The organism is Aeromonas sp. 19NY04SH05-1 (assembly GCF_040581895.1).
In the GTDB taxonomy this organism is placed as follows: Bacteria; Pseudomonadota; Gammaproteobacteria; order Enterobacterales; family Aeromonadaceae; genus Aeromonas; species Aeromonas enteropelogenes.
The window spans coordinates 1,368,632-1,386,316 of the sequence record NZ_CP095328.1 but is presented as its reverse complement, the minus strand read 5'-3'; the positions used below and the strand labels follow the sequence as shown (position 1 = coordinate 1,386,316).

The following is a 17,685-nucleotide window of genomic DNA, read 5'->3' as shown; positions in this document are numbered from 1 at the left end:
TTATTTACTTTCTTTATCATTGAACATTTCACTAATGATCTCTAATTTCTGATAACCATATTTAACATCTGGTTCTAGGTATGCGCTTTCCGACCACTCATTCCATGCATTAATAAAAATGAATTGGTGCTCATGCGAAGTAACCTTTTCTCTCGCAATTTCCAATGCTTTTTTAAAAAGCTCCAAGGATACACCTGAAAAAAAGGTTGCCCTCTCTTTGTAACGAGGAGCATTATCCCAGTCGGGAAACACTACAGGGTATATTGGTTTATCATTAATAGTAATGGTATCATCTTTCATTGCATAAATATAATCCTCGTATTTGAATCTCTTGTATGACTTCTTATTATGTAAACCAACCAACTTTAATTGTAGGCTCTCTGGAAATCGCCTTAAAATCCGCTCTAAAGTTTTTATATAAACAGGTGGGTTTTTTAGTCGTGTATTAATAGAGAATCGAGGCTGAAAATTAACGATCATGTCAAAATATTTATATATGTTTACAGCATCTGAAATTTCATATGAGCGGAACGCAACAAGATGAATACCAGAAAAACCATCCATCTTTGCTCTTACATTTATGAACTCAACCCATTTATCTAATTTTTTAATGAGTTCAGCTCTATATATACAAAACATCGGCTTGTTATCTATTTTTACATATCGCGAGTCTAGGAAGAACTTACGCAAGTATTCGTAATGACTATCCCATATTTTTTCATCAGGTTCATGCTCCTGCTTAATAAGTATATCATTTGGCTTACCAATCCATTGCCTAGTCCAAGTTTCATTAGCCCAAGTGAAAAAGTACTCCAGTTCAATGGTTTTATCATCATAAAGGTTATTAATTGGCGCATCTAACAAAACCTTTCCATCAAACCAGTAATGATAAAAATTAAACCCTGATATTCCGTACTGCTTAGCCAACCTCGCCTGAGACTTAATTACGTCTGGAGAAGACTGGTCATAAAAACCATTTATTGGTAATCGTGGCTGAATCTGCTCTGAATCAACAGCTTTAGCAACCTTTACTAGTTCCCAGTCGGTAAAGCCATCACCCCACCATTTATTATTTTCAGGAGTTGGATAAAACTGGGGGAAATAAAATGGGAATATACGATATTTTTCATTTTTCATTTGCACAGCCTAATGTAATAGCAGATTTCAAAAAAATAACGTTTCTTCGTTTAAGAGAAACCTTAAGAGCATAAATAAGCATAAATAATTTATATAAAAAAACTGATTTATTCTGATGGGATAGATATTTTATCCAAAAAGCATTCACTCTATTTAACACTCTGGAATAATCCTCAACACTACTATTTTGAGGATGGTTACTCACATCATGATTTACATGTACATCCATTATGCAGTAGCTTTTATTTAAAGATGCATAATGATCAAAAAAAACTTTATCCGTACCATAGAAATCAACGAAATCAGGATATATAAAACCTGATTCTATAAAAAACCTCCCCGCCACAATCATGCCACTATTTATCACCGACCTGTTCTTTGTGCTAACAACCCCAACAACCACATTGGTTAATGGCATATTAACATAGGAATAACTTCTATGCGGGCTGTATAACTTATCATGGACATATATTAATGGGGAGAATAAATTTACTTCAGGATGACTTTTTATGTATGAGTATGACGCCATCAGATAATTGGTGGGTAAGTTTGTGTCATCGTCAAGAAACAATACATAATCATTTTCTCTTATCTTTTTAATTTCAAGGTTATATATTTCTCTCAACGTAAGATTCTCTGGCGTATGCTTATAAGAAACTACAAACCCCTCCTTTAGTTCATTAATAACTTTATAATCATGAACTGACACGAAAGAATTATCATAAATTATCAACTCTGCAGGAGAATAACCATATGCATTCTGCTTGACTAAAGATAACAGAGTTGGACTATTCTTCATCTCTATATTGAAGATAACAACAACTATTTTAAGATTCATAAAGCTCATCGCCTTTAAAAATTATAATCCTTTAAAAGCCCCCCTGCATACATAAATGCAGCAAAACCCAATAAACTAAACGCAGCGGGAATTAATACATAGACCTTAAATATTACTTTTGATAAAATTGGCAACAAGAATATAATTGAGAAAAGAAACAACTGGCTAATTCTTCCTGAAAATACTGGGATAATGTAGAATAAATACCATGATATTTGAGACATCAACAACATCTTAATAAACAAAACGGTTAATTTATCGACCTGATGGTATTTGGGGAGTATAAAACAGATTAGCATGGTTAATCCCAAACATATCAATGGAAATAATCCAAATGGCTTCATCTCCTGCCCACTCAATGCAAGACGATAGTATAGAGTCAAGTCTTCATTACTAACAATATAGATAACCTTATCAATCACAGGGCTTAATAGATCGAATAATGCAATGATAATAGATAAAATCATTGTGATAAAAAGCACATATACTGGGATATAGGAACTAATAAGAACAAATGCAAATAAGAATATCAGAGAGGGATGAACCAATACTGATGCCCCAGCAAGAAGCACCCAGAACTTATTAATAGCTACAAATCTTAAATACAATGCCCAATAGCCAAGCGCAATAGCCAGACCAGCTCTTATCTGTGTAAAATCATGAAGGTATATAAAAAAACCAACATAACCAATAAAAATGGCAGGACCATAAGAAGGGAACTTTGAAAACAGATATATTTTTATCGGAACTGATAGCGCATATATGGAGAAAATCAAAGTAACAGGAAACCCAGAATAATAGATGAACTTTGCAAGCACATCGAAGAGATATCCCCCTCTGCTACTTTCATTATACTGAGTTACATCTCTTATATAATCCAGATATTGACTATAGTCAGCATCAACACCTTCACTTCGAAATGATATTAACGCCCAATATATAAGTGCCAACGAAATAATTAGGAAGACTCTAACTATTCTAGAGGGAATAAATGCTGCCGTAACAAAAGATGCTAACCATAATGTATAGTATATCATTCTACACCAATATCACTTATGTCTCTAGCATATCTAGCAACATAGCCCTGTCCATCAAAATGAATAATTCCTTTTTTAAATATATATCGAAACAAAAAATAATACCGTCTAATATACCACATCCTCCTAATTGTTTTTGATAATGCTTTATAAAAAATCCGGTATCGTCTATCACCTAATTTTAAAATTTCTTTTTTTACATCCCCACCAACTAAAGTAAAACACTTTATCTTAGAGTTGATATGTTGAGTAGTCATTTTCTCGGTATTAATATAAAGATGCCAGCCAAGATGCTCTACCGTAACATCTCTTGATGTCCGACATGAGTATAACTCAGGCCGTAAATAACGCATATGATCTGGGTAAAGACCAGATGAAGGATCAATTGACCAATCATTACGAAATAAAGTAGCTGTAGTATCAACGAAAGATACATAGAGGTCATTTATTTTGTGTTTCTCTGAATAGAGGCTCTTCTCTTGTTTGAGAATTGCGTTTAACTCTGATTTACCCTCCAAATAATCCCAAGATAATGAGAGCCCCAACTTCCCTATAGATATATTCCTCTCTAACTGCTCAACTAAGTATGACAACCAGCATGGCTTAGCAGTACAGTGGCTAAAATCAATATCAGCATCAGTTAGAAAAAAAAAGTCACTTTTATGCTCTAGTTTTATCTTATTTATCGTGGTATTAAGCCCAATAACCCAAAGATTAGTTTTATTAAAAACTAATCTTACGTTGCTATACTTTACCGCCAAATCATTTAATATTGAATGTTGTTCAACGGAATCGGAATTATTATCAATGATATAAATAGTAACAGGAATGGTCACTGTATTAATTATTGACTCAACACATTGTTTTAAGAAATGGCCATCGTTACGTGTCATAACGAGTACTGGTAGCGTGGGAGATACTGAATTCATAATTTTTTACAGACCCTACTTTTAGTTTAAAGCGCTAACTTTTTAAAAAATTATGCATGTCAAAATTAATGACCTTGGTGAAAGTAAAGTGCATCTTTCAAAAATGCCAGTGAACCACTACGCAGTTCGGCGAGTCTGGTGTTAACGTTGTGATAATTGATGGGTTGACACCCGGCAAAGAATGAAGGAAGTGATTGTTGCTCATCACACAAACGCCCTTCAATCCCTAAACTTAACAGCAGACTTTGCAAACGAGCGAGACCTCGCTCTTTATTGGCAAAGCAAATGAATTCTTTATTGAATAAAATAGCCAAGCATACACAGTGAAACGAATCGGTGACGACAAACTTACTGTCACGAATTTTAGCTAACCAGTCAGCGACAGGGATAAAACGATAACCTACCTCACTCATTTGGTAGTAGATATCTTCGGTCGGTGCTTGCAAAATATCCCCGATAAGTTTGATAGCGCGAATGAATGTGGTATCAACATCTAGTTTGTAATAAACCACATTTTCATTTTGCTTGCTAACACCAGCCTTTACTATTACCCGCTCAAAAAACTCTACGCCGTTTAATAGCGTAGGATCAAGCACGTGTTGAGCAGTCACACCAAAATGATCACGGCAAATAGCTACTCCAGTTTGCTCACGAACCGAGATCGCATTGAACTTGGTCATCGCCTTACGAACACGGTCACTCAGTATAGAGTCACTTGTTTCTTCCCATTTATCAACACCAAAGCTGGCAGCATAAGAGACACGAGTGATAGAATCAGGTAAGAATGACAAAAAGTAGGCGTCAAGATCCTGATGCTTGTTTACAAACATATTCGGTCGCCATACCTGATCACTACCAACCACTACAGCAGCGTAGGTCGAACCAATCGCATTTAGCTGGGTTGCTGCGCTGTACGTTTGAGCGCTGCGGGGAATCCAGGTTGTGCGAAATTGTTCAAATACTTCACTTCCGATAACTTGAGGCTTTATGTAGACCTTTTTACCCAATAGACGCTTGAGAAGTGACTTAATCCCTAACACCGCTAGCACAGCAACCAATTGTTGGCGCGGTGTTTTTTTCTGCTCAATTTTTGCAGGTATGAAATTAATATGCTCTGCGTTATAGCCAAGTTGCGTCACGACATCGGCCAATGCGGCAGCTTGCAATACAGCACCGTAGTTATGATCTGAGTAGTGGAAATTTAACAGTCCAACTTTATTATTCAACACTTAAGCCTCACACTATTTTTTGCTTAAAATTATAGCTATAAAAATAAAATTAAAAATTTACAACCCTATTAATTCTTTGTCTTATAGCCCGCAGATAATGATTTAACTTTGTGAGAAGCCTTAAAATAAACAAGTGTTTTTTCATTCTAGCATCAAAAACTGATGCCAATCTCTCTTTTTTCCAGATATCTAGACTCTTTCTGCGAGAGTTCATCCGCAAAGATTGAATTAACATCAACAATGGGGATGCTAGATTTTTATTAAATCTTTTGGGTGGTATGGCACCTTCATCAGTTCTACCATGTTTTATTCTATACGACAAGCCATCATGTCGATGATTATAACTACCTTGCTGTGAAGCTAAAAATGTACTTTCAGCCAACACTTCTATCACTAAAGCACCATCGAACATGCCAGATTTAATGATATCATCCGCTAGTAATGAACGCGTTACGAGTACATTATGTCCACGACCATCTTGTATATAGGGCTCTAACCAAGCATCACCAACAGATAAATCGGCTAGCTCTGTTGTCACATCATCACAGAAATCACAAGCGTTAGCTTTAAATAATCCAGTACCCCACATATCGCCAACATCACGCATTTTAATAGTGTGTTGGTTGTTATTTCCATCTAAACAACCATATGCATAATCTGAAGCGGTACTGTGATGGTCTTTAATTCTAAATTCAGGCTTACTAAAGTCCTTTACTGAAACACCAGCTTTACTGGCTAAATATTCCGCAAAGAAAGCACTTTTAACTCCCCCACAAATAATACCTATGATAAAACCAACTTTATCATTAAAAACAGGATCGTAAAATTGCGCAAGACGAATGGCTTTAATGAAGCAGGCGACCCCAACAATAGCAACCTTACCATTTAATTTCCCTATGTCCTTCAGCGCATCAGCGAGAGTAACTGGATAATATTTTGTCTTGGCAGAATCAAATAACTCAGAAATTGAACTGATAATAGCATATTGGTAATGCTCTGTCGCTTGCCCAGTTTTGACGGAAATTACATGCTGAACTTCACCACGGCGCATTAATTCTGTTAACGTGTAAGTGGCAATACCACCAGAGGACGAGTTTATACGATGCTCGACTGAATAACCTGCATAGGTACTAATATAACGACCTATTTTATTATGCTGATTATTAGCTTGGGTTAAAAACAATTCGGAAATTTCATTTTCCGTTTTAACTTTGTCATCTGGCTTAGGATTGAATGGGCAAACTTTGATAGCATTTTCATCTACCTCTTGCAAATCATTAACATTTGCATTATAAAAACCGAAGTCATTCATCTTCATTCTAATAGCGCCGGTCTTACATTGTGTCGCACACATACCACAACCGATACACATATCATTTTCGACCACAGCTTTTATCATAGCATTGCTATTCATTCATTCACCCACCTAATTAATTTAGAATGTTTTTAATCTTATTAAAAACAAATTTTCGTTCTTGGCCATCAATGCCTATTGTGAGTATACATAAAACAATCACAAGCCAATGTAATATACAGCTAACGGCAAAGTTTATAATGACATTTTCATACATGGCTGGAATCATATTTGCTAAAGACAAGGAGAACCCGAAAACTGTTATGACTTTATAAAATAAACCCTTAAACTTAGCCAACACCCCAGGAAAGACTCTGGACAGTAAAAAAACACGAACAAACAAGGCCACAAGAGATATTATGATGCTGATCCACATTGTCACTTGTGCATTATACCCCAAGCTTAAGAAGAGGTATGACAAAGGTAAGTTACACAGTATTAACCCTCCGACGACCATCTGGTATGATTTTATTCTTCCGGTCGCTTGAAATGCAGTCATTAATGTACCAGATAATGAGATAATTAATGAATCAATTATAACTAAACGACAAAACATAGCTGAATAATCAGGTAACACACCTAGCCAGATGTTTAATATTGTCTCCACCTGTAACAAAAATGGAACAGACAAGAAATATAATAAAAAGAAACAATATCTAGCCCCAGAAAAGACCAGTTGCAACATATAATCATGGTTGTCAGTAGCATATGACTTGATGATCTGAGGATTAATTGACATCTGTAAGCTACTTACAAAACCGGTAACAGCACTGTTAACTTGGAAAGCAATTGCTCTCGCTGCATTGACCGTTGCACCAAAAAATAGATTCAGTAAAATGTTAATTCCTTGGTTAGTTGCTACCGCTGCTACATTACCAAATAAATTCCAACCGGTATAACTAAACAAGGTTTTAAATAAACTGGTATTCCAATACCAACTGAATCTAGTTACCGTGAACTGCCAGCGGGCATAGGCATAATAACAAATCAAGGTCAACAGACTCACCGCGGCCAGCAACAACGCATATAGTTGCAGCTTGTCTCCATCGTATGCAGCTAATAGGGTAACCACGATTAATTTAAGCAATACATCGACAATGCTAATATAAGCAAACGCACTCATCTTCTCATGAGCGATAATCGCTGCGTTATAGGGTACTCCCAACACAGTACAGCTAAATGAGAATAAGGCGCACTGAAAAACCCAATTAGCGGCAGCTAAGCGGTCTGGCGGGATCACCAATTCAGTATTGATAAACCACAACCCCAAAGTTTGCGCCACCAAAATAACAATGAGCATAATCAACCAATGAATGTTCAAGCTCATCTTAAACACCTTGGCTAACTGCTCAAGGTTATTTTTCCCCAATTCAAACGCCAAAAAGCGTTGAGAGGCAGAAGACATTGCACCACTTAAAAACGCCATCATGGTTACAACCCCACCGACTACGTTATAAATGCCAAAATCCTCTATCCCCAAATTGTTGAGGACCACTCGCGAGGTGTATAGCGTCACTCCGAGGGTTAACAGCATTCTAAAATAAAGGAACAGTGTATTCTTAAAAATACGCCGATTGTTATTTGAGTTCGTCATTCATTCCAACTTTTATATTGGCAAGAGTGTTTTTATCAATCGCCACCCCGTATTCACATAATATAAACTCACATGGCTTGCTTTATCTTATTGACATCAAGAGTATTAATTGAACATAAGTGCTGAACTAAAATATACCGCTTCTTGGTCTTTCTTAGATAAACTGACCTCGCCTTCAAAAGGCCACTCAATTGCTACTTGCGGATCATCCCACCGAATTGAGCCTTCACTCTGCGGTGAATAATAACTGGTTGTCTTATACAGAAACTCTGCACTCTCGCTCAGAGTTACAAACCCATGAGCAAATCCTTCCGGGATCCACAACTGCCGCTTGTTTTCCCCTGAAAGGTGAACTCCTACCCATTGCCCGAAAGTCGGTGAGCTTTTGCGGATATCGACCGCCACATCGAACACTTCACCAGCAACACACCGCACCAGCTTTCCCTGAGCATGTGGTTGTAGCTGGTAGTGTAAGCCACGCAGTACCCCTTTCGAGGATTTGGAGTGATTATCCTGCACAAAGGTAACCGGATATCCTACTGCCTCTTCAAACAACTTGTGGTTGAAGCTCTCAAAGAAAAAACCACGCTCATCACCAAATACTTTTGGCTCAAATATCAGTACATCAGGAATTGCTGTCTTGATTATGTTCATCTGTCTATCCATATGAAATTCAATTTTTATGGGGAGGAGCATATTCCCTCCCCCATATCACATCAGGCTTTGGCAACCATTCTGAACAAATATTGCCCATACGCATTCTTTGCCAGCGGTGCAGCAAGTTCACGAACTTGGTCAGCATTGATAAATTTCTGGCGATAGGCAATCTCTTCTGGGCAGGCCACCTTCAACCCCTGGCGCGTCTCGATGGTCTGAATAAAGTTGCTCGCTTCAATCATGCTTTCATGGGTACCGGTATCAAGCCAAGCATAACCACGGCCCATCATCGCAACCGATAAATTTCCTTGTTCCAGGTAGATACGGTTCACATCGGTGATTTCCAGCTCACCACGGGGCGATGGCTTCAGACTCTTGGCAATCTCCACCACACTGTTGTCGTAGAAATAGAGGCCTGTGACCGCATAGTTGCTCTTAGGCTCCAGTGGCTTCTCTTCCAGTGAAATAGCGGTGCCCTCTTTATCAAATTCCACCACCCCATAACGCTCAGGGTCATGCACGTGGTAGGCAAATACAGTAGCGCCGCTCTCTTTGGCTGCGGCGGCTTCCAGCTGTTTCTGCAGGTCGTGGCCGTAGAAAATGTTGTCGCCCAACACCAGCGCACAGGGGTCCGAACCAATAAATTCTTCACCCAGAATAAAGGCTTGTGCCAACCCGTCCGGGCTTGGCTGCACCTTGTATTGAAGATTCAGGCCCCACTGACTGCCATCACCCAGCAGTTGCTCAAAACGGGGGGTATCTTGCGGGGTGCTAATGATCAAAATATCGCGAATACCTGCCAGCATCAGGGTACTGAGCGGATAGTAGATCATCGGCTTGTCATAGATGGGCAGCAGCTGCTTGCTCACCGCCATGGTAACCGGATAGAGGCGAGTACCTGAACCACCGGCCAGAATAATGCCTTTACGTTTGGTCATGATGCTTGTTTCTTATTTTTAAATTGCAAAAGAAAAGGGTGGCTTGCGGCCACACCTTTCTGTTTTATCCCTGCCAGCCAGGGAGGCAGTCACTACATCCTTGGCCAGTAATTTACTTGCCCAAGATCTCGGTCAACATCCGCTCCACACCGACCGTCCACTCCGGCAGCACCAGATCGAAGGTGCGCTGGAATTTGCTGGTATCAAGGCGGGAGTTATGGGGGCGTTTGGCCGGGGTCGGGAAGGCACTGGTCGGCACCGCATTGAGTTGCGTAACCGCCAGTTCAACTCCGGCCTCTCTGGCTTTGGCAAACACCAGTTGGGCATAGTCAAACCAGGTGGTGGTACCAGAGGCAATCAGATGGTACAGCCCGGCAACCTCGGGTTTGCTCTGCGCCACGCGGATCGCATGGGCGGTGCAATCGGCCAGCAACTCGGAACCGGTGGGAGCACCGAACTGGTCATTGATAACCGACATCTCGCTACGCTCTTTGCCAAGACGCAGCATGGTCTTGGCAAAGTTGGCGCCACGGGCGGCGTAGACCCAACTGGTGCGGAAGATCAGGTGACGAGCGCAGAGAGCAGCCCCCTGTTCCCCTGCCAGCTTGGTTTCACCGTAGACGTTGAGCGGGGCGGTCGCATCAGTTTCCACCCAGGGGCGCTCGCCACTGCCATCGAAGACGTAATCGGTAGAGTAGTGGACCAACCAGGCTCCCAACGCCTCGGCTTCTTTGGCTATCGCAGCTACGCTGGTCGCGTTGAGCAGCTCGGCGAATTCCCGCTCGCTTTCCGCCTTGTCGACGGCGGTATGGGCCGCAGCATTCACAATCACATCCGGCTTGACCAGACGTACAGTTTCGGCCACCCCTGCCGGATTGCTGAAATCGCCGCAATAATCGGTGGAGTCGAAGTCGACGGCGGTGACTCGGCCCAACGGGGCGAGTGAGCGCTGCAACTCCCAGCCTACCTGGCCATTCTTGCCGAACAACAGGATATGCATCAGGCACGCTCCCCGTAGTTTTGCTCAATCCAGGATTGATAAGCACCGCTCTTGACGTTGTTGACCCACTGCTGGTTATCCAGGTACCACTGCACGGTTTTGCGAATGCCTGACTCAAAAGTCTCCTCTGGCTGCCAACTCAGTTCTGCGCTCATCTTGCTGGCATCGATGGCATAACGGCGATCATGACCAGGGCGATCCGTCACATAGGTGATTTGATCGCGGTAGCTTCTTCCCTCACCTCGGCCCTCCGAGGCAGACAGAGGCACCATCTCGTCGAGCAGATCGCAGATGGTATGAACGACGTCCAGGTTCTGTTTCTCGTTGTGGCCGCCGATGTTGTAGGTCTCCCCAACCAAGCCCGTGGTCACCACCTTGTAAAGTGCACGCGCATGATCCTCAACATAGAGCCAATCGCGGATCTGGTCGCCCTTGCCATAAACCGGCAGCGGCTTGCCATCCAGCGCATTGAGGATCACCAGCGGGATCAGCTTCTCAGGGAAGTGGTAAGGACCGTAGTTGTTGGAGCAGTTGGTGACAATGGTCGGCAGGCCGTAGGTACGGCGCCAGGCTCGCACCAGATGGTCACTGGAGGCCTTGGAGGCAGAATAGGGGCTGCTGGGGGCATACGGGGTCATTTCGGTAAAAAGTGGCAGCGGCTCATCGCCACTGACTTCATCCGGGTGAGGCAGATCGCCATACACCTCATCAGTGGAGATATGGTGAAAACGAAACGCACTCTTGCGTGTGTCGTCCAGACCATTCCAGTAAGTCCGGGCTGCTTCCAGCAGCATATAGGTACCGACGATATTGGTTTCAATAAAATCGGCAGGACCAGTGATGGAACGATCGACATGGCTCTCGGCGGCAAGATGCATCACCGCATCCGGTTGATGTTCAGAAAAAACCCTGTCCAGTTCACCACGATTGCAAATATCTACTTGCTCAAACGCATACCGCTCACTTTCGGAGACGCTGACCAAGGATTCCAGATTGCCGGCATAGGTGAGTTTATCAAGGTTAACAACTGAATCCTGTGTGTGGCCAATTATATGACGCACAACCGCAGAGCCGATAAAGCCTGCGCCACCGGTGACGAGAATTTTCATAGATGTGGTATCTCTTGCGAGGAATTGGACGAAAAAAGCGGACTGAATCAAACCGAAGCTATCCATGCGGCGTAATAAACACTCAATCTTGGATTGATATATCCACAGCAGGGGATACTCGCCAGCAACTCATTTCATTGCATTTGTTACAAAAAGTTATGGCTACCGCCCCTGAGTTACAGCCCCCAGCTTGCTGCTTTTAACCAGATTGTGTCTGCTGTTGGTCATCGTGTCCTCCAGCATCTCTTGTTGTCCTGACTGTCGGTACGCTCCCCCCCCCCCTCGAGTATGTGCAAGAGGATTCTCATGAGGAATTTGATATCCCCAACAGTCTCAGCCCGATTGGAGTCCGGATTCTATCCCGTTTCAGACCAAACTGAACAGTAAAAACTACTCACTATGAGGGTTTTCAATAAAGATTCGATAGAGAACATTTTCAGTTGAACAAACTTGACGCACATGCCACAAACAACTGCTATTGATAACCAATTGATACCTTAATCAGAGCAAAAAACAGGGCAACCCTGAGGCTGCCCTGTTTAGAGACCAATTAAATCTGACAGAAGTGGCGATTTATTAGCCACCTGTCAGTTCAAACCAACTAGCATCCATCAGTCATGTTTCGTCTCACCCACCGCAGCCAAACGCGCCTCTTTTGAAGAATGTTTGGTGAAGTAGCGCATCACCAGCACGAAGAACAGCGGCACGAAGAAGATGGCCAGGACGGTAGCACTGATCATCCCCCCCATCACGCCGGTACCGATGGCGTTACGGCTGCTGGCGCCGGCACCGGTACTGATCACTAGCGGCAATACGCCGAGGATGAAGGCAAGGGATGTCATCAAGATGGGGCGCAGACGCAGACGTGCAGCCTCCACCACCGCCTCACCAAGCCCCATCCCCTTGTCATAAAGTTCCTTGGCGAACTCGACGATCAGGATCGCGTTCTTGGCCGACAAACCTATGGTGGCAAGCAGCCCTACCTGGAAGTAAACGTCATTCTCCAGCCCGCGCAGGGTCGCTGCCAGAATGGCGCCCAGTACGCCGAGCGGCACCACCAGCATCACCGAGAACGGAATGCTCCAGCTCTCGTACAAGGCCGCGAGACAGAGGAACACCACCAGCAGGGAAATAGCATAGAGCGCGGGAGCCTGTGAGCCGGCCTGGCGCTCCTGGAAGGAGAGCCCGGTCCACTCGATACCCACCCCTTCTGGCAGCTGTTTCACCATCTGCTCGATAGCCGCCATGGCATCACCGGTACTCTTGCCGGGCGCGGCTTCACCGACGATCTCCATGGCTGGCACACCGTTGTAACGCTCGAGGCGCGGCGAACCAAAGCTCCACTCCGTCGTGGCAAAAGCGGAGAAAGGCACCATCTGGCCGGCGTTGTTGCGCACATACCACAGCTTGAGATCTTCCGGATTCATCCTGAAGGGGGCATCCGCCTGCATGTAGACCTTCTTGATCCGACCGCGATCCACGAAGTCGTTCACATAAGATGAGCCCCAGGCCGTCGACAGGGCGCTGTTGATATCTGAAATGGAGAGCCCCTGCGCCAATGCCTTCTCATAGTCGAGCTTGATATCGAGCTGGGGGGTATCTTCCATCCCGTTCGGTCGCACCCGCACCAGATTCGGATCCTGCGCCGCCATGCCGAGTAGTTGGTTACGCGCCGCCATCAGCTTGTCGTGGCCCAGTCCCGCACGATCCTGAAGATAGAAGTCAAAACCGGTGGCCGTTCCGAGTTCCGGGATCGACGGCAGGTTGAAGGCGAAGACCTGCGCCTCCTTGATGCTGAACAGATACCCCATGGCGCGGCCAATGATGGCATTGGCGCTGCGATCCGGGCTCTCCCGCTCGCTCCAGTCCTTGAGCTTGATAAAGGCCATGCCCGCATTCTGACCGCTACCGGCGAAGCTGAAGCCCGCTACCGTCAGCACCGACTCCACATTGTCCTTCTCGTTCTCGAGGAAATAATCGCGCATCTGGGCCAACACCACCTCAGTACGCTGCTTGGTCGCACCGACCGGCAGTTGCACCATGGACATGACGACCCCCTGATCCTCCTCCGGCAGGAAGGAAGTGGGCATCCGCATAAACAGCACACCCAGCACCACCAGCATGGCGCCATAGATGAGGCTGTAGCGTACCCCCTGCTTGATCACCTTGCGTACCCCGTTCTGATAGCGGCTGGCACTGGCATCAAAGGCCCGGTTGAACCAGCCGAAGAAGCCGCGCTGGGCCGCAAACTCGCCATGTTTCAGCGGTTTGAGCAGGGTGGCACACAGAGCTGGCGTCAGGATCAGGGCCACCAGCACCGAGAGCACCATGGCCGAAACGATGGTGAGCGAGAACTGGCGATAGATGGCACCGGTCGACCCGCCGAAGAAGGCCATGGGCACGAACACCGCCGACAGCACCAGAGCAATCCCCACCAGGGCGCCGGTGATCTGATCCATCGACTTGCGGGTCGCCTCAAGCGGGGAGAGATCCTCCTCGCTCATCAGGCGTTCCACGTTCTCCACCACCACGATGGCGTCATCCACCAAGAGGCCGATGGCCAGCACCATGCCGAACATGGTCAGGGTGTTGATGGAGAAACCGAAGGCTGCCATCACGCCGAAGGTACCGAGCAGTACCACGGGCACGGCGATAGTCGGGATCAGGGTGGCGCGGAAGTTCTGCAGGAACAGATACATGACGCAGAATACCAGGATGATCGCTTCGATCAGGGTCTGCACCACCTCCTCGATGGAGATCTTCACAAACGGCGTGGTGTCGTAGGGATAGACGATCTCCATATTGGCCGGGAAGTACTCGGAGAGCTCATCCAGTTTGGCCTGCACCTTCTCAGCGGTATCCAGCGCGTTGGCACCAGTCGCCAGCTTGATGGCGATGGCGGCGGTCGGCTGACCGTTGTAGAGTGCGTCGGCATCATAGCTCTCACCCGCCAACTCGACACGGGCCACGTCCTTGAGTCGAACTTTGGAGCCATCCTGATTCACCCGCAGCAGAATGTTGTTGAACTGCTCTGGGGTAGAGAGACGGGTCTGCCCCATGATGGTAGCGGTGAACTGCTGATCCTTGACCGCAGGGGTGCCCCCCAGCTGGCCAAAGGCCACCTGGGCGTTTTGCGCCTTGATGGCGGCCTGCACGTCCCCCGGGGTCATCTGTACCCGGTTGAGCTTGTGCGGGTCGAGCCAGACTCGCATGGAGTATTGGCTGCCGAACAGGGTGATCTCGCCCACACCGTCCAGACGGCTCAGGGGCTCCTTGATGTTGGAGACCACATAATCCGCCAGATCGTCGTTGTTCATGCTGCCATCGCTGGAGATGAACGCCGCCACCATCAGGAAGCTGCTGGAGGTCTTCTGGACCCGGATCCCCTGCTGCTGCACCTCTTGTGGCAACAGTGACATCGCCTGTTGCAGCTTGTTTTGCACCTGCACCTGGGCAATATCGGGATCGGTACCCGGCTGGAACGTCAGGGTCACCGACACCCGGCCAGCGGAGTCAGACTGGGAGGACATGTAGAGCAGGTGATCCAGCCCCGTCATGTTCTGTTCGATGATCTGGGTCACCGAATCTTCCACCGTTTTGGCGGAAGCGCCGGGGTAGCTGGCGGAAATGCTCACCGCCGGTGGCGCTATGCTCGGGTACTGGGCCACCGGCAACTTGATGATGGCCAGGCTGCCCGCCAACATGATCACCAGCGCAATCACCCAGGCAAAAATGGGTCTGTCTATAAAAAATCGAGCCATGAAGTGACTACTCCATCCTACTTGTTGGCCGGAGTCTGGGCGGCAGACACAGTGGCCGCCTGCTCAGTCGGGTTGACCTCGGCACCCGGACGCACTTTCTGCAGACCGGCGACGATCACCTTCTCACCTGATTTGAGGCCGGACTCCACCACCCAGTTGCTGCCGACGACCCGGCTCAGCTGGACATTGCGCAGCTCGACCTTGTTGTCGGCTGTTACCACCAGCACGGTCGCGCCGCCATTGGGTGTACGGCTGACGGCAGTCTGAGGCACCAGCAGCCCCTGGGCCCGCTCACCCTCCTGCAAGGTGGCGCGCATGAACATGCCTGGCAACAGCAACTGGTGAGGATTGGGCACTATGACCCTCAGAGTCACCATACCGGTGCTCTCGTCCACGGTCACATCGGAGAATTGCAGTGAACCTGCTTCCCCGTAACTGGAGCCATCCTCCAGCTGGAAGTTCACCCTGGCTCCCTTCTGCTCGTCCTGAGTCAACTTGCCCTCGGCCACCAGCCGCTTGAGGCGCAGCAGATCGGCGGTGGACTGGCGCACGTCCACATACATGGGGTCGAGCTGCTGAATGGTGGTGAGTGCACTGGCCTGCTGGGCAGTCACCAGGGCCCCTTCGGTCACTGCGGACTTGCCGATGCGGCCGCTGATGGGCGCCGTGATCCGGGTGTAGCCCAGATTGATCTCGGCGGTGCGCAGGGCTGCCTTGCTCGCCATGATTTCGGCTTGGGCCTGCTTCCAGCTGGCATCGGCGTCATCATAATCCTGACGGCTGATGGACTTGACCTTGAGCAGCTCCTGATAACGTTTGGCCTTGAGGCGGGCGCTGCGCTCATTGGCCTCGGCCTTGGCCAGATTGGCCTTGGCGCTGGCGACTTCCGCCTGGTAGATGGCCGGATCGATCTGATAAAGCAGATCGCCCGCCTTCACGTCGCTTCCTTCGGTAAAGAGACGCTTGAGCAGGATACCGCTCACCTGGGGGCGAACTTCGGCGATGCGCAGTGCTGCGCTGCGGCCGGTCAATTCTGTGGTCAGTTGCAGCGGCCCGCTTTGCAGCGTGACGACATCGACCGCAGCCGGAGGCATGCCCCCCTGCCCTTGCGGCATCCCGTCCTTGTCACCACAACCTGCCAGCAGGCCCGTTGCCAGCAAGGCAAGGCCCACCGAACGAGCAAGAATATGTTTATGCATGAAACACCTTAATCTCAGCCAGTCAATGAACAGGCAGGGCCAGACGGCCCCGTTGGAAAAAAATCGGAAGATGAGGCAATATACATACATTCATAAATGTATGTAAGTGACTTTTTGCTTATATCGAGGTGCATCACCCCATGGCCAGACGAACCAAAGAAGAGGCGCAGCAGACCCGTTGCCATATCATGAAGACCGCACTGGCGCTCTTCTGTGCCCAGGGATTGGCCAGAACCAGCCTGACCGATATCGCCAAGGCCGCCGGGCTGACTCGCGGTGCCATCTACTGGCACTTCAAGAACAAGGAAGAGCTTTTCTTCTCACTGTGGAAGGAGTTGTGCGAGCCGCTCTCCCACCAACTTGATGCCTGCATCTCCGAGCAGGAGCCCGATCCCCTGGGTAAACTGCGAACTTTTCTCAAAGGGGTCCTTGTCCGTATCACCACGGATCCGGCTCACCAGCAGATGTTCACCATACTGTTCAATCTGGAATCGCTCGATGGCGAGACGCTCTCTTTGCGCGAACACATCCGCAGCGAGTCGGGCAACTTCTTCCAGGATCTGGAGACGGCCCTCACCAATGCCATCCGCAAGGGGCAATTGCCGGCGACCCTGGATCTGAAGCGGGCCGCCACCCTGGTGCACTGCACCCTGGATGGCTACATAGTCAACTGGCTGCACTTTCCGGCCAGAATTGACCTTATAAAGGAAGCGGACTTCCTGCTCGACAGTATCTTCGCCATGTTGCAGCTGGTTGACGGCCCGGCCAGCACCCGCCCATAACCTTCCCCTGACGCCACAACCTTTGGCTGGTCACAGCCAAGTTTGCTAGAGTATGCCCCCCTTTGTTGGAGGTCCCTCAGTGTCACACCCCGTCAGCCCCTTGTCGGCGCCACACTCTGCC

Annotated in this window: 14 protein-coding genes; 1 reads left to right on the top strand and 13 read right to left on the bottom strand. The window is 47.1% G+C overall.

Features of this window, described 5'->3' with window-relative positions; genetic code table 11:
• From MRK42_RS06585 to MRK42_RS06525, 13 genes are all read right to left on the bottom strand, one after another.
• Complete coding sequence (locus MRK42_RS06585) at positions 1 to 1,137, bottom strand: glycoside hydrolase family 99-like domain-containing protein (protein ID WP_270666919.1); 1,137 nt, start codon at positions 1,135 to 1,137, stop codon at positions 1 to 3.
• Positions 1,127 to 1,975, bottom strand: a complete 849-nt coding sequence (locus MRK42_RS06580; protein WP_270666920.1) for a glycosyltransferase — start codon at positions 1,973 to 1,975, stop codon at positions 1,127 to 1,129. The genes MRK42_RS06585 and MRK42_RS06580 overlap by 11 nt, the downstream gene beginning before the upstream one ends.
• A gap of 14 nt (positions 1,976 to 1,989) precedes the next feature.
• Positions 1,990 to 3,012, bottom strand: coding sequence for an EpsG family protein (locus MRK42_RS06575; RefSeq protein WP_354688936.1), 1,023 nt, complete (start codon positions 3,010 to 3,012; stop codon positions 1,990 to 1,992).
• Entirely contained in the window at positions 3,009 to 3,905 is an 897-nt protein-coding gene (locus MRK42_RS06570; protein ID WP_354688935.1) for a glycosyltransferase family 2 protein, read from the bottom strand. The genes MRK42_RS06575 and MRK42_RS06570 overlap by 4 nt, the downstream gene beginning before the upstream one ends.
• 101 nt (positions 3,906 to 4,006) lie before the next feature.
• Entirely contained in the window at positions 4,007 to 5,170 is a 1,164-nt protein-coding gene (locus MRK42_RS06565) for a polysaccharide pyruvyl transferase family protein (RefSeq protein ID WP_354688934.1), read from the bottom strand.
• A 49-nt stretch (positions 5,171 to 5,219) separates the two neighbouring features.
• A complete protein-coding gene (locus MRK42_RS06560) occupies positions 5,220 to 6,584 on the bottom strand; it encodes a Coenzyme F420 hydrogenase/dehydrogenase, beta subunit C-terminal domain (protein ID WP_354688933.1) in 1,365 nt (454 codons plus the stop codon).
• A 16-nt stretch (positions 6,585 to 6,600) separates the two neighbouring features.
• Positions 6,601 to 8,118, bottom strand: a complete 1,518-nt coding sequence (locus MRK42_RS06555; RefSeq protein WP_354688932.1) for a lipopolysaccharide biosynthesis protein — start codon at positions 8,116 to 8,118, stop codon at positions 6,601 to 6,603.
• Between the two features lie 105 nt (positions 8,119 to 8,223).
• Positions 8,224 to 8,772 carry a dTDP-4-dehydrorhamnose 3,5-epimerase gene (gene rfbC, locus MRK42_RS06550; RefSeq protein ID WP_201888412.1) on the bottom strand — a complete coding sequence of 183 codons (549 nt, stop codon included), beginning with the start codon at positions 8,770 to 8,772 and terminating at the stop codon, positions 8,224 to 8,226.
• Positions 8,773 to 8,834: 62 nt separating this feature from the next.
• Complete coding sequence (rfbA, locus tag MRK42_RS06545; RefSeq protein WP_180911081.1) at positions 8,835 to 9,713, bottom strand: glucose-1-phosphate thymidylyltransferase RfbA; 879 nt, start codon at positions 9,711 to 9,713, stop codon at positions 8,835 to 8,837.
• A gap of 112 nt (positions 9,714 to 9,825) precedes the next feature.
• Positions 9,826 to 10,713: a dTDP-4-dehydrorhamnose reductase gene (gene rfbD / locus MRK42_RS06540; protein WP_354688931.1), complete on the bottom strand. Its 888-nt coding sequence runs from the start codon at positions 10,711 to 10,713 to the stop codon at positions 9,826 to 9,828.
• Positions 10,713 to 11,822: a dTDP-glucose 4,6-dehydratase gene (gene rfbB, locus MRK42_RS06535; protein ID WP_354688930.1), complete on the bottom strand. Its 1,110-nt coding sequence runs from the start codon at positions 11,820 to 11,822 to the stop codon at positions 10,713 to 10,715. Before rfbB ends, rfbD begins: the two co-directional genes overlap by 1 nt.
• A gap of 611 nt (positions 11,823 to 12,433) precedes the next feature.
• Positions 12,434 to 15,583, bottom strand: a complete 3,150-nt coding sequence (locus tag MRK42_RS06530; protein ID WP_354688929.1) for an efflux RND transporter permease subunit — start codon at positions 15,581 to 15,583, stop codon at positions 12,434 to 12,436.
• 17 nt (positions 15,584 to 15,600) lie between these two features.
• The gene (locus MRK42_RS06525; RefSeq protein WP_042024877.1) at positions 15,601 to 16,782 is read right to left on the bottom strand and encodes an efflux RND transporter periplasmic adaptor subunit; all 1,182 of its coding nucleotides are present in this window, start codon (positions 16,780 to 16,782) and stop codon (positions 15,601 to 15,603) included.
• A 140-nt stretch (positions 16,783 to 16,922) separates the two neighbouring features.
• On the opposite strand from MRK42_RS06525, the gene MRK42_RS06520 reads away from it, so the two are divergent.
• Entirely contained in the window at positions 16,923 to 17,564 is a 642-nt protein-coding gene (locus MRK42_RS06520; protein WP_042024876.1) for a TetR family transcriptional regulator, read from the top strand.
• Positions 17,565 to 17,685: the final 121 nt, after the last annotated feature.

Excerpts from the sequence above, each read along its gene's own strand:
- MRK42_RS06580 (WP_270666920.1), bottom strand. The coding sequence starts at position 1,975 with ATGAATCTTAAAATAGTTGTTGTTATCTTCAATATAGAGATGAAGAAT.
- rfbC (WP_201888412.1), bottom strand. The coding sequence starts at position 8,772 with ATGAACATAATCAAGACAGCAATTCCTGATGTACTGATATTTGAGCCA.
- MRK42_RS06525 (WP_042024877.1), bottom strand. The coding sequence starts at position 16,782 with ATGCATAAACATATTCTTGCTCGTTCGGTGGGCCTTGCCTTGCTGGCA.
- MRK42_RS06570 (WP_354688935.1), bottom strand. The coding sequence starts at position 3,905 with ATGACACGTAACGATGGCCATTTCTTAAAACAATGTGTTGAGTCAATA.
- MRK42_RS06520 (WP_042024876.1), top strand. The coding sequence starts at position 16,923 with ATGGCCAGACGAACCAAAGAAGAGGCGCAGCAGACCCGTTGCCATATC.
- MRK42_RS06575 (WP_354688936.1), bottom strand. The coding sequence starts at position 3,012 with ATGATATACTATACATTATGGTTAGCATCTTTTGTTACGGCAGCATTT.
- MRK42_RS06585 (WP_270666919.1), bottom strand. The coding sequence starts at position 1,137 with ATGAAAAATGAAAAATATCGTATATTCCCATTTTATTTCCCCCAGTTT.
- rfbD (WP_354688931.1), bottom strand. The coding sequence starts at position 10,713 with ATGCATATCCTGTTGTTCGGCAAGAATGGCCAGGTAGGCTGGGAGTTG.
- rfbB (WP_354688930.1), bottom strand. The coding sequence starts at position 11,822 with ATGAAAATTCTCGTCACCGGTGGCGCAGGCTTTATCGGCTCTGCGGTT.
- MRK42_RS06555 (WP_354688932.1), bottom strand. The coding sequence starts at position 8,118 with ATGACGAACTCAAATAACAATCGGCGTATTTTTAAGAATACACTGTTC.
- MRK42_RS06560 (WP_354688933.1), bottom strand. The coding sequence starts at position 6,584 with ATGAATAGCAATGCTATGATAAAAGCTGTGGTCGAAAATGATATGTGT.
- MRK42_RS06530 (WP_354688929.1), bottom strand. The coding sequence starts at position 15,583 with ATGGCTCGATTTTTTATAGACAGACCCATTTTTGCCTGGGTGATTGCG.
- rfbA (WP_180911081.1), bottom strand. The coding sequence starts at position 9,713 with ATGACCAAACGTAAAGGCATTATTCTGGCCGGTGGTTCAGGTACTCGC.